The sequence below is a fragment of the Rhodococcus sp. 4CII genome, from assembly GCF_014256275.1.
Lineage (GTDB): Bacteria > Actinomycetota > Actinomycetes > Mycobacteriales > Mycobacteriaceae > Rhodococcus_F > Rhodococcus_F wratislaviensis_A.
Genome location: NZ_JACCFE010000002.1, coordinates 5,374,305 through 5,388,073, shown reverse-complemented (window position 1 = coordinate 5,388,073; position 13,769 = coordinate 5,374,305). Strand labels below are relative to the sequence as shown.

Sequence of the window (13,769 nt, the reverse complement as noted above, 5' to 3'; positions counted from 1 at the left end):
GTCTGCTACGCGTACCGTGCCTGGGCACGCCAGTCCTCGAAGGCCGGCCGTCCGGAGACCATCCCGCGCCCTGTCTGCACTCGCGCCCTCGTCCGAGCCGCTCCCCCCGGCCGCGCCGGGGCTCGCCCCGGCCGGCCGACCGGGGTGCCGACGGCGATGTCCTCGGACCCGGACATCCTCGCGAGGAACGCGGCCAGGGCGGCGTGCGCGACCATGAACACGGTCGACCGATGCGCGGACGCCGTCGCCAGGAGCCGGCGGTGCAGTTCGGCGTCCATCTCGAATCCGACCCTGCTCCCCTCCGGCGACCGCTGCATCGACCGGGGCCGGTCGGCGGGCAGATCGAGGGCCGCGGGAAGACCGGCCAGCGTGGTGCGCCAGTAGTCCAATTGCTGCGACACCAGCGAATGCGGGTCGTCTTCCGATCCGAGGAGTTGCCGTTGCCAGAGTGTGAAGTCGGCGTACTGGACCGTCGGCGGGTGCCACGCGGGGGGCTGCCCGTCCGCCCGGGCGGTGTACGCCGTCATCATGTCCCGTGCGAGGGGGACCATCGACACCCCGTCCGCGACGATGTGGTGCACCACGACGAGCAGCACCCTGTCGGTGGCGGATGTCTCGAACACAACTGCCCGCAACGGAATCTGCTGCGTGACGTCGAATCCCTGCGACACCGCCGCCGCGAGCAGGTCATGCAACTCCGCATCGCCGTGCACCGTCGTGACCGGCAGGACCGGCACCGCATCACCGGCAGGCAGGATCACCTGCACCGGTTCCGTTCCGCTCATCGGGAACCGGGTGCGGAGCGATTCGTGTCGCGTCACCACATCCGCGACCGCGGTCCGCAGCGCATCGAGGTCGAGGGCGCCGGTGAGACGGAACGCCATCGCGATGTTGTAGGCGGGCGAGGTGGTGTCGAACTGGTTGAGGAACCACATGCGGGTCTGGGCCAGGGACAGGGGGATTCGCTCGGGTCGTGGCACCGCCCGCAACTCCGGACGGTCCGTCCGCACCACGGCTTTCGCCGCGCGTTCCGCGAACGCCAGCACGGTCGGCGCCTCGAACAGGGCGTGTACCCCGACGTCGACGCCGAGAGCGGCATCGACCCGGGCGACGACCCGGGTGGCCGACAGCGAGTCGCCGCCCAAATGGAAGAAGTCGTCGTCGGCGCCGACAGGATCGACATCGAGGACGTCACCGAACACGTCGGCGACGACGGCCTCGAACGGGGTGGACGGGGGCCGGAATCGACGAACCGGGGCCTGTGGTGCGGGGAGCGCCGCCCGATCCACCTTCCCCGCCACCGTCACCGGCAACTCCCCCAACACCACCACCACCGACGGCACCATGAACCCCGGCAACACCGACCCCGCAAACTCCACCACCACACCCGGATCCACCACCACCCCCACATCCGCCACCACATACCCCACCAACCGACCACCCTCACCCACCACCACCACAGCCCGCGCCACCCCCGGACACGACACCAACACCGACTCCACCTCCCCCAACTCCACCCGCTGCCCCCGCACCTTCACCTGAAAATCAGCACGCCCCACAAACACCAACGACCCCAACCCATCCCACCGCACCAAATCCCCCGTCCGATACAACCGCGACCCCACACCCCCAAACGGATTCGCCACAAACGACCCCGCCGTCAACCCCGCACACCCCACATACCCCCGCGCCAACCCCACACCCCCCACATACAACTCCCCCACCACACCCACCGGCACCGGACGCAACCACCCATCCAGCACCACCACCTCCACACCCACCGCCGGACCCCCCACCGTCACCGGCCCACCCGGCACCAACGCACCACTCACCGTCGCCTGCACCGTCACCTCCGTCGGACCATACGCATCGAACATCTCCCGACCCGACCCCCACCGCGCCACCAACTCCGGCCCACACACCTCCCCCGCCACCACCAACACCCGCACCGACCCCAACCCACCCGACTCCACCGACGCCAACACCGACGGCGTCACAAAACAATGCGTCACCCCCTCCGCGTCCAACCACTCCCCCAACACACCACCCCCCACCACCCCCGGCGGCGCCACCACCAAACACGCCCCCACCGAAAACGCCATCAACCACTCGTACACCGACGCATCAAAACCCACCGACGCCACATGCGACACCCGACACCCCACCCCCAACCCGAACCGAACCCGCACCTCCTCCACCAAATTCGCCAACCCCCCATGCGTCACCACCACCCCCTTCGGACGCCCCGACGACCCCGACGTATACATCACATACACCGCATTCCCCACCCCCAACCGCCCCGACCGCTCCCCCTCCCCAATCGCCGCCCCCGACACCCCCTCCACCACCGACCCATCATCAACCCGCAACCACTCCACCACCGACGGCAACACCACCCCCGACACCGACAACCCCACCACCGCACCAGAATCGACCAACAACTCCCCCACCCGCACCCCCGGCAACCCCACATCCACCGGCACGAACACACCCCCCGACTTCACCACCGCCCACACCGCCACCACCAACTCCACCGAACGCGGCACCGCCACCCCCACCACCACCTCCGGACCCACACCCCACCCCACCAACACCCGCGCCCACCGATTCGACCACTCATCCAACTCCCCATACGACAACTCCACACCCCCACACGACACCGCCACCCCACCCCGATTCACCGCCACACCCCCCGCCAAAATCTCCGGCAACAACCGCACCCCCACCCCACCCCACACCCCGCACCGGCACCAACAACCCCCGCTCCACCACACCCAACACACCCACCCCCGCCAACGCCGTGTCCGGATCGGCCACCATCGCCTCGAGCACCCGGGTGACCCGTGCTGCGATCGAGTCGACGCCGGCCCGGTCGATCAGGTCGGGTCGGTAGTGAAACGTCATGTGCAGCTGCGTATCCACCGAGAAGGCGACACTCAGCGGGTAGTGGGTGGCATCGACTCCTGTCACGTCGACCACCCGCATACCGGCCAGATCGGTGTCGGTGGTCAGTCCGCCCCGGTCGATCGGATACGACTCGAACACGGTTGCCGTGTCGAATCCGATGTCGGAGCCCGCTGCTCGCTGGATGTCGGAGAGTCCGAGGTGATGGTGGTCGAGGAGCGCTGCCTGTTCCGCCTGTGTCCGGTCGAGCAACTCGCCCAGCGTTTCCCTGGGGTCCAGCGTGATCCGGGTGGGCACGGTGTTGACGAACAGTCCGATCATCGATTCGACGCCGGTCAGGTGCGGCGACCGCCCGGACACGGTGCTGCCGAACGTCACGTCGTCGCGGGACGTCGCCGCGCCGAGCACGATGGCCCACGCCACCTGCGTCACCGTGTTCAGTGTCGTGTCGCGGCTGCGGGAGAGGATCGTGAGGTCGTCGGTCAGTTGCTCGGACACGCCGAACCGGGCGCTCTCCGGCGGAACCGACAGCGGCCGGTCCCGCGCGTCGGGCAGGAGCAGCGTCGGGCCGTCGACCCCCGCGAGCGCGGACGCCCAGGCCAGTCGTGACTCCTCCGGGTCTCGGCGATGCAGCCACGACAGGAAGTCTCGGTAGGGCCGGGGCATGGGCAACGGAGACACGTCGTCGCCGACCACGTACAGCGCTAGCAGCTCGCGGATCGCCAGCGGCATGGACCATCCGTCGAGGAGGGTGTGATGGTTGGTCCACACGAGCCGGAATTCCCGGCTTCCGGTGGACACCAGCAGGAACCGCACCAGCGGGGCCCGGGACGTGTCGAACGGCGTGGCACGGTCGGCGGCGAGGACACGGTCCAGTTCGGCGATACGTGCATCCTCGGGCAGATCCGAGAGGTCGAGGTCGCGGAACGACAGATCGACCGCGGCGGGCACCACCTGGACGAACGTTCCGTCCCGGGCGGGCACGAACGCCGCCCGTAGATTCGCGTGCCGATCGAGCAAGGCCTCTGCGGCACGGCGCATCCGGGCCGGATCGACCGCACCCGTCAGGTGCAGTGCGACCTGCACCGTGTAGGCGTCGATCGACGGTTTCGCGAGCAGCGCGTGGAACAGCAATCCGGCCTGCAGCGGCGCGGTCGGCCACACGTCGGCGAGCGCGCCGAACCGCTCCTCCCACGTGTCGAGGTCGCTCTGCGTCACGTCGACGAGCGGAACGTCCGACGGCGTGAGCCCGCCGGCGTCTCCGCTGCGAGCGTGGAATACCAGTGCGGACACCGCTTCCCGCCACCGTGCCGCGAGCCGCTCCACCTCGGCACGCCCGAGCAGCGTGTCCGGGAACCCGAATCCGACCCGGAGCCGCCCGCCGATCACGATCGCGTTGATCTCGATCGCCGCGGACGCCGGCATGTCCGGGTCCGGGACGTAGCTCAGGTCGCCGAACCCGTCTGCGGGGGTCCAGCCGGCCGCGGTGCCGTCGTCCACCGAATCGGGAACCTGGCCGAGGTAGTTGAAACTGATCTGCCCCGGTTCCGTTCGCGGCAGGCCGCCTGCGGTGTCCGGGTTCAGGTACCGCAGCAGTCCGTAACCGATGCCCATGTCGGGCACTGCCCGCAGGTGTTCCTTCACGCGCTTCACGGCGCTGCCCATGTCGTGGCCGCCGGCGAAGGCGTCGTCGAGGTCGATGCCGCGCAGGTCGATCCGGACGGGGAAGACCGTCGTGAACCAGCCGACGGTACGGGACAGGTCGGCACCCGGCACCACCTGCTGCTCGCGGCCGTGCCCTTCCAGTCGGAGGAGCATCGACGTACCCGGGATCCCCCGCTCGGCGCGCCACCTCGACGACGCCACCACCAGCGCCGTCAGCAGAACGTCGAGAACGCCCCCGCGATACAGCCCCGGCAGGACCGTCAGCAGGACCGCGGTGTCCTCGGACGAGATCTCGACGCTGACGTCCTGCAGCGCGGTCGCAAGGTCCAGACCGGGATCGAGCGGGCGGTCCGTGATCGGTGGATCGGGTCCTGCGACGACGTTCTGCCACCACACCAGTTCGGCGGCTCTCTCGTGCCGGACGGCTTCCTCCGCCAGCGCGTGCGCCCAGCGGCGCATCGACGTCGCCGGTTCCGGCAGGACCGGTACGGCCCCCGAGCCGACCTGATCCCAGGCAGCGGCGAAGTCGGGCAGCAGGATCCGCCACGACACGCCGTCCACCGCAAGATGGTGCGCCACCACGATCAACAAACCCGGGTCGAGCCACACGAACTGGGCGACCACCCCCTCGGCGGGGCGCAATCTCTGCACGGCCGCCTGGTGCTCGGACGCGATCAGCTCTGCTCGCGTCCCGGGATCGGACTCCGGGTCGTAGGCGACGCGCCGGACTAATGTGCCGGTGTCGATCTCGCTCGCGGCACGAGTCTCCATCTGCCACTGCCCGTTCGAGCTCTGATACAGCCGCGCCCGCAGCATGTCGTGACGAGCGACGACGGCGGTGACGGTTGCGAGGAGACGATCCGAGTCGATGCCGGCCGGAAGTCGGAGCAGCACACTCTGACTGAACCGCTCGAAGTGCCCGCCGCGCTCGATCAGGTACCGGACCACCGGCGTGGGCGGGAACGTGCCGATTCCGCCGCCCGCGAGTTCGGCGAGGGGAGCGGTGGTCTCCGCGTCCGCGATCTCCGATTCCGACGCGAGCGCCGCCACCGTCCGGTGCTCGAACACCTGTTGCGGCGTGAACACCAGTCCCCTTGCCTTGGCACGGGATACGAGCCGGATCGACAGGATGCTGTCGCCGCCCAGCGCGAAGAACGACTCGTCGAACCCGACCCGGTCGACGCCGAGCACTTCGGCGAACACCGACGCCAGCGTCTCTTCCGCCGCTGTCCGCGGCGCGCGGTGCGGCCCGCGCGGGGCCTGTGGTGCGGGGAGCGCCGCCCGATCCACCTTCCCCGCCACCGTCACCGGCAACTCTCCCAACACCACCACCACCGACGGCACCATGAACCCCGGCAACACCGACCCCGCAAACTCCACCACCACACCCGGATCCACCACCACCCCCACATCCGCCACCACATACCCCACCAACCGACCACCCGCACCCACCACCACCACAGCCCGCGCCACCCCCGGACACGACACCAACACCGACTCCACCTCCCCCAACTCCACCCGCTGCCCCCGCACCTTCACCTGAAAATCAGCACGCCCCACAAACACCAACGACCCCAACCCATCCCACCGCACCAAATCCCCCGTCCGATACAACCGCGACCCCACACCCCCAAACGGATTCGCCACAAACGACCCCGCCGTCAACCCCGCACACCCCACATACCCCCGCGCCAACCCCACACCCCCCACATACAACTCCCCCACCACACCCACCGGCACCGGACGCAACCACCCATCCAGCACCACCACCTCCACACCCACCGCCGGACCCCCCACCGTCACCGGCCCACCCGGCACCAACGCACCACTCACCGTCGCCTGCACCGTCACCTCCGTCGGACCATACGCATCGAACATCTCCCGACCCGACCCCCACCGCGCCACCAACTCCGGCCCACACACCTCCCCCGCCACCACCAACACCCGCACCGACCCCAACCCACCCGACTCCACCGACGCCAACACCGACGGCGTCACAAAACAATGCGTCACCCCCTCCGCGTCCAACCACTCCCCCAACACACCACCCCCCACCACCCCCGGCGGCGCCACCACCAAACACGCCCCCACCGAAAACGCCATCAACCACTCGTACACCGACGCATCAAAACCCACCGACGCCACATGCGACACCCGACACCCCACCCCCAACCCGAACCGAACCCGCACCTCCTCCACCAAATTCGCCAACCCCCCATGCGTCACCACCACCCCCTTCGGACGCCCCGACGACCCCGACGTATACATCACATACACCGCATTCCCCACCCCCAACCGCCCCGACCGCTCCCCCTCCCCAATCGCCGCCCCCGACACCCCCTCCACCACCGACCCATCATCAACCCGCAACCACTCCACCACCGACGGCAACACCACCCCCGACACCGACAACCCCACCACCGCACCAGAATCGACCAACAACTCCCCCACCCGCACCCCCGGCAACCCCACATCCACCGGCACGAACACACCCCCCGACTTCACCACCGCCCACACCGCCACCACCAACTCCACCGAACGCGGCACCGCCACCCCCACCACCACCTCCGGACCCACACCCCACCCCACCAACACCCGCGCCCACCGATTCGACCACTCATCCAACTCCCCATACGACAACTCCACACCCCCACACGAGACCGCCACCCCACCCCGATTCACCGCCACACCCCCCGCCAAAATCTCCGGCAACAACCGCACCCCCACCCCACCCACACCCCGCACCGGCACCAACAACCCCCGCTCCACCACACCCAACACACCCACCCCCGCCAACGCCGTGTCCGGCGCCCCGACCACGGCGTCGAGAATGTGGGCAAAGCGCTGGGCGTCGCCGGGGCGGTGCACGTACACCGTCCAGGAGCCGTCTCGGTCATCCACTTCCACGGACATCCCGTCGGCGGCGACGCCCCACCGCGCCGCGACGGCGGCGCCGCCGGCGCCGATGTGCCCGACGCCGAGCGGTTCGCGCATTCCACCTGTCACCGCCCACGAGTCCGCCGCACCGTCCGCGGCGGCGAGGAACCGGTGCCTCCGGGATCTCCGGAGTTGCAGGCCCACCTGCCGCGTCAGCGCATCGAACGTGAGATGCGGTGCGAGGGAAAGCCTCACGGGAGTGACGGTCCCGGCCGACCGGTGCCCGACCACCACGTCGTCGACGGCGGTGCGGCTGTGCGCATACACCGCCAGCGCGGCGAGCAGGACGGCGGCGGGACCACCACCGCTGCGCCGTGTGAGCCGCACGAGCGCCGCGTCGGCACGATGGCTGAACCGGGTCGGGCTGTCCCCCGACGGAACCGGACCGGTCTCCTGTCGCGGCGCGCCGTCGAGCAATTGCTCCCAGTAGCGGCGGTCGTCGGCCCACGCGTCGCTCTCGCGGTACCGCGCATCGGCGGTCAGGGGAACGGTCGGCGACACGAACGGCCAGGACTCCGGCGGCGGGGTCGGAGTGTCGTCCCCCGACTCGTAGACCTCGGCGGTGCGGCGGACGATCGCCGTCATTCCCGCTTCGTCGTTCACCAGCCGGTGGTAGCGCTGGAACCACCCGTATCGGCCGTGCGGCAGCCGGAACAGGACGTGCACGTACAGCGGGCCGGTGGTGACGTCCATCGGCCGGTCCAATTCGCGGTCGATCCACCCCGTCACGAGGTCACCGGGATCATGAGCCTTTGTGGCGTCGACGACCTCGGCACCGACCACCCCGGCGCCGGCAACCTGTCCGGGTTCCGGGCCGACGATCACGAAAGTGGTATGCAGACATCCACATTCGGCCAGCGTCTGCCGCAACGCCGCGCAGAATCCGTCCTCGTCGAGCGGTCCGTCGAGTTCGAGGTACTGGGCGAACGACGCGTCGCCGCCGGCGCGGAGCACCCCGAATTGGTCGAAGGTGAGGGGCAGCACCTCACCGGTAGTCATGGAATCCTCGCCCCGTCTTGCGCCCCAGGTGACCGGCGTCGATCAGGGCCTCGAGCGACTCGGGCGGACGGTAGTGGTCGTCGCCGGTCAACTCGCGCAGCGCGGTCATCGTGTCGTGGACGTTGTCCAGACCGATCAGGTCTGCGGTCCGCAGTGGTCCCATCGGATGACCGAGGCAGCCTTCGAACAGTGCATCGGTGGTCGCCGCGTCGGCGATACCGTCGCCGAGTGCGGCCGCCGCCTCGGCGATACACAGCATGAGCACCCGATTCAGCACGAAGCCGGGTCCGTCGCCGACGACGATCCCGGTCTTGTCCAGCGACGCGAGCAACGTCAGCGCACGGTCCAGCGTCTGCGCCGACGTTCGCGGCCCCCGCACCACCTCGACCGTGTCCTTGAGCGGTGCCGGATTCATGAAGTGCAGTCCGACAACCCGTTCCGGGCGGGTGACGCTCGCCGCGAGCCGGTTCACGGGAATGCCCGACGTGCAGGTCGCGAGAATCGCCTCGGGTTCGCAGACGCGGTCCAGTTCAGCGAAGACCTTCTCCTTGAGATCGATACGTTCGGGGACGCACTCGATGACGAATGCGGCGTCGCGGAGATCGGTCGGCGAGTCCGTCCACCGCACCCGCGCGGCGACCTCGGCGGGTTTCGGACCTCCTGTGCGTCCGAGCAGAATCGCCAGGCGGAGAGAGTCGCGCATCCGGGACCGGGCCCCGTCGACGGCTCGCGGGTCGGGATCGACGACGCTCACGTCGTGGCCGGCCTGCGCAAGACATTCGGCCACCCCGGCGCCCATCGTTCCGGCCCCCACCACACCAACCTTCATCGCGCTGCCTCCTGGTCGAAGCCGGTGTCGTCCTGGTGCACGTACTCCATCGCCACCTCCTGGGTGGTCAGTTCGGGATGGGCGACGAGTCCGGCCAGCAACCGCCGGAGGTCGGTGAGCATCGCGGCAGCCGTGCTCCGGTCGAAGAGGTCGGTGGCGTAGTCGAGTTCGAGGGTGAGTGCCGTGGGGCGGCGGGTCCACGACAGCGCGAGTTCGACGGGCGACGGGCCGGGCGGTTCGGAGTCGGCGTCGCGCTCCCCGTCACATCGCACCGGGAACGTGCCGAGTGCGGCTGTCTCCGTGGACAACTTCCCGCGGACGGCCGTCACGAGATCCGGGAAGGTGGGGTCTGCGGACAGGTCGACGACCACGAGCCGCGGCGCCTCCCCCGGCGCCGGGACGGTGCTCACCGCCACCTCGTCCTGTGCCGTGTACCAGGCGAGGAGCGTGAGCCAGGCGGCGAGCAGCTCCGGGTGGCTCGGGTGGTCGTCGAGCGTCGCCGTCACCCGGGCGGTCGAATAGCTCGGCGGTACCGTGTCGTTCGAGGATTGCCGGGGCCGGTCGGCCGGGACCAGGGGCGGTGCCACCGCACGCGACACCGGCGCCGGGGACGGGTCGGTCAGGAACACCGAGATCGGCTGTGTGCGCGGAGACTCCGCGACCCCTTCGAGGATGCGGACGTACTCGGCGCACAGTGCGACGGCGGTCTGCTCGGTGAACAGTTCCGTGCTGAACTCGAGCCCGGCCGCCATGTCGTCCTCGCCGCCCCGCTCCGTGGTGACGAGGGTGAGATCGAATTTGGCCGTGCCGGACGGCACCCCGCCGAACGCGATGGCAGCCGGGTCCTCCTGGTCGAACAGCGTCTCGGTGAGTCCTTGCTGCGCCTGCAGCGCCGGCAGTTCCTGGTGGACGTGGCAGACGTCGAACAGGGGTGTCCGGCTCAGGTCCCGGTCGCCGGTGAGTGCGGTGACGACGCGGTCGAACGGGATCTCCTGGTGTTCGAGGGCGCCGAGCACCACGTCGCGCACGCGGGCGCACAGTTCGGTGACGGTCGGGTCGCCGGACAGGTCGGCGCGCAGTGCCACCGTGCTGTTGAAGTATCCGATCATCCCGGACAGTTCCGGCCGGTTGCGTCCGGTCGTCGGCGTTCCGACCACGAGGTCCCGTTGGTGGCTGCGGCTCGCCATGAGCAGGTAGAACGCGGAGAGCAGCACCACGAACAGCGACACGGATTCTCTCCGCGCCACGGCTCGCAGGCTCCGTGTCAGGTCCTCGGACACGGTGAACGTGTGGAACGCGCCGGTGAAGTTCTTCCGTTCCGGCCGCGGGAAGTCGGTGGGCAGCCGGAGCAGCGGAACGTCGGCCAGGACGGTTCGCCAGTACTCCAGTTCGGAGTCGAGCGCGGCACTCGCGATCAGTTCCCGCTGCCACACGGCGTAGTCCCAGTATTCGACGGGGAGCGGGGCGAGGTCGGCGCGGCGACCGGCTCGGCGTGCCGCGTACAGGACGGGCAGTTCCTGCTCGAAGATCCTCGGCGACCCGCCGTCGTTGACGGAATGGTGGGTGGTGACCTGCAGGACGTGCTCGTCGGGGCCGATCCTGATGAGCAGTGCCCGCACCAGCGGGTCGGTGGCCAGATCGAACGGTGCGACGGCCGCCTCGTGCACGAGGGCCCGGGCCGCGGTCACCGGATCCGGTTCACCCGACACGTCGGCGGTGCGGAAGAAGTCGCCGAGGGATTCCCGGATCCGCAGTTGCGGCTCCCCGTCCACCTCGACGTAGTTGGACAGCAGCACCCGGTGCCGTGCCGCGAGGTCGTCCCACATCCCTCGCACGGCGGATTCGTCGATCGGACCGTGCAGTTCGCTGACCATCGGCAGGTTGTAGATGGTGGTGGCGGCGTCGAGTTGGTGATGAAACCACATGCGTACCTGACCGAACGACATCACGTGCCGCCCCCGCGGCACGATCGGGGGCAGCCCACCGGACGCAGAGGTGCCCTCCGCGAGGAGGGCGGCGAAGTCGGCGACCTTCGGCCGCTCGTAGAGGTCGATGAGTTTGGGCCGGACCCCGTATCGGTCCGACACCCGGTCGACGAGTTGCATGCCGATGAGCGAGTTTCCCCCGAGGTCGAAGTAGTCGTCCTCGGCGGCGACGTCCCTTTCGCTGTGGAGCAATTCGCGCAGCGTCGTCTGCAACCAGTCGAGGCTGTCTTCCGGAGCGGCCGCAGCCGCGGGGGCGTTCGGTTCCGCCGCCGGATCTTCCGGCGCATCGGTCCAGTCAGGTCGGCCGGGGAGGTCGAACCAGCACCGCGATCCGCGCATCGGGTGGCCCGGTAGTCGCACCCGCCAGGCGGTGTCGTCGGCGTGGTCGACGGCCGCCCAGTCGAGGTCGATTCCGCGCTCGTACAGCCCGGCGAGCAGGTGGGTGACGGCCTCGGATGTGTCCGGCGTGCGGAGTACGTCGGCGTCCGGCGTACCGCCGAGCGCGTCGGCGAGCAGCGTCCCGAGGCGTCCCTCCGGGCTCGGCTCCACGAAGACGACGGGTCCGTCCGCGACCATTCCCTTCGCGACGGCGACCAGCCGATCGGTGTCGATCGTGGGGTTCGCGGCCGCGGCGGCGATGACTGCGGCGTCCACCGCCGACGAGTTGTCGCGCAGATACCGGGCCGCGTAGCGGGACACCCCGCCGCTGAGGACGGCGTCGACGGTGACGCCCGCCGCCCGCAATTCCCGGTGGACGGCGATCTGACCGGCGAGGAGGTCCGCCGAGGCGCCGGCGGCGGGGAGCTCCGGCGGCAGGGCGGGGCCGCGCAGTCCGGCCGGCATCCGGTCGGGCGACAGCAGGAGCGCCACGGCCGGTGCGCGCCGCGGTGCGGGCGCGAATTCTCCTTCGCGGAAGCCGAGTTCGGCGGCGCGCCCGGCGAGCGAGCGCGAGAGTTCGGTGGTGCTGCGTGCCTGTACCGCCACCCGATATTCGTGATGCGGGCGGCCGCGATTGAGGGTGAACACGACGTCGTCCAGGTCGTGACCGCGCACCGCCGTCGCCAATTCGGCACACAGTGCGGCGAGCGCGCCCGCGCTCTTCGCCGAGACCCCGATCAGTCGGGTCGTGTCCTCGGCGCGGCTGCCGGCGGCACGCGCCGGCGGCTGTTCCACCACGCAGTGCGCGTTGATGCCGCCGAGGCTGAACGAACTCACCCCCGCTCGCCGGGGACCGCTGTCGTCGCTCCACGGTCGGGCCCGGGTGAGCACCTCGATTCCGCTGCGGCGGAGGTCGACTCCGCCGGTGGGCCGTTCGAAGTGCAGAGACGGGTACAGTTCGCCGTGCTCGACGGCGAGGATCGCCTTCACGAGGCCGGACACTCCGGCGGCGTGGTCGAGGTGACCGATGTTCGTCTTCACCGAGCCGATGGGCAGGACCCCCGGCCGGCCGTCGAACGCCGCCGCGATCCCTTCGAGTTCGACGGCGTCGCCCAACGGGGTTCCCGATCCGTGGGCCTCGAGGTACCCGGCGTCGCTCGGGTCGAGGCCGGCGTTCCGCCACGCCCGGGAGATGACGGCCACCTGTGCGCGGGCGCTCGGTGAGCTGATGGTTGCGGACGAATGGCCGCTCGACACCGTTGCGGTACCCCGGATCACGGCATGGACGGGGACGCGGTCGGCACGCGCACGGGCCATCGTCGTGAGGAGTAGCACCGCGCCGCCCTCGCCGACCGCCGTGCCGTCGGCGCTCGCGTCGAACGCTCGGCAGCGTCCGCCCGGTGACATCAGTTCGGCTGATCCCTCCGCCATGTCGGCGCGAATGCCGTTCACCCGCAGACTGACGCCGCCGGCAAGAGCGAAGTCGGCGTCACCGGACCGCAGTTCCCGGCAGGCGTGGTGCACCGCGATCAGCGACCCGTTGCATCCCGAATCGACGGCGTAGCAGGGCCCGGTGAGCCCGAGGTGGTACGCGATCCGCGCCGGGACGGCGAACGGGACGTTGCCGAGTGTGCTGAGCACACCCGGCTCCGCCCACACCGCCGGATACGTCGACGTGGCCGCGCTGAACACCACCGCGGTCGCGCTGTCCCGGAAATCTGCCACCGAGTAGCCGGCGTCCTCGACCGCCTGATGCGCGAGGACGAGGGCGAGTCGCTGCTGCGGGTCGATCAGCGACGCTTCGCGTTTCGACAGGGTGAAGAACGAGTAGTCGAATGTGGCGATGTCCTCGACGAATCCCATCGCGTGGTAGTGCGACGGGGGGCCGAGCCCGGTCTCCTTCGCCCGTGACCGGGACAGGGGGCGCACCGAGTCGCGCCCGGCAGCGAGGTTGGCGCGGAATTCCGCGAGGTTCGCGGCCTCGGGGTAGCGCGCGGCGATGCCGACCACGGCGATCTCGTCGTCGCCCGGTGTGGGGTGTCGCACCGTCACCGTTGCCTCCTCCCTACTGG

4 protein-coding genes are annotated in these 13,769 nt (G+C 70.0%); all 4 read right to left on the bottom strand.

Annotated features, from left to right (window positions below; genetic code table 11):
- Nucleotides 1-5: 5 nt before the first annotated feature.
- The 4 genes from H0B43_RS42575 to H0B43_RS42910 are packed head-to-tail and all read right to left on the bottom strand — an operon-like array spanning nucleotide 6 to nucleotide 13,749.
- Nucleotides 6-2,645, bottom strand: a complete 2,640-nt coding sequence (locus tag H0B43_RS42575; protein ID WP_185950082.1) for a non-ribosomal peptide synthetase — start codon at nucleotides 2,643-2,645, stop codon at nucleotides 6-8.
- The gene (locus H0B43_RS25610; RefSeq protein ID WP_185950081.1) at nucleotides 2,617-8,505 is read right to left on the bottom strand and encodes a non-ribosomal peptide synthetase; all 5,889 of its coding nucleotides are present in this window, start codon (nucleotides 8,503-8,505) and stop codon (nucleotides 2,617-2,619) included. The genes H0B43_RS42575 and H0B43_RS25610 overlap by 29 nt, the downstream gene beginning before the upstream one ends.
- Nucleotides 8,492-9,334 carry a 3-hydroxyacyl-CoA dehydrogenase family protein gene (locus tag H0B43_RS25605; protein ID WP_185725379.1) on the bottom strand — a complete coding sequence of 281 codons (843 nt, stop codon included), beginning with the start codon at nucleotides 9,332-9,334 and terminating at the stop codon, nucleotides 8,492-8,494. Before H0B43_RS25605 ends, H0B43_RS25610 begins: the two co-directional genes overlap by 14 nt.
- A complete protein-coding gene (locus H0B43_RS42910; RefSeq protein WP_185725380.1) occupies nucleotides 9,331-13,749 on the bottom strand; it encodes a condensation domain-containing protein in 4,419 nt (1,472 codons plus the stop codon). Before H0B43_RS42910 ends, H0B43_RS25605 begins: the two co-directional genes overlap by 4 nt.
- Between the last annotated feature and the right edge of the window lie 20 nt (nucleotides 13,750-13,769).

Bases quoted from the DNA above. Each gene is read 5' to 3' on its own strand.
- H0B43_RS25605 (WP_185725379.1), bottom strand. From the start codon at position 9,334: ATGAAGGTTGGTGTGGTGGGGGCCGGAACGATGGGCGCCGGGGTGGCC.
- H0B43_RS25610 (WP_185950081.1), bottom strand. From the start codon at position 8,505: ATGACTACCGGTGAGGTGCTGCCCCTCACCTTCGACCAATTCGGGGTG.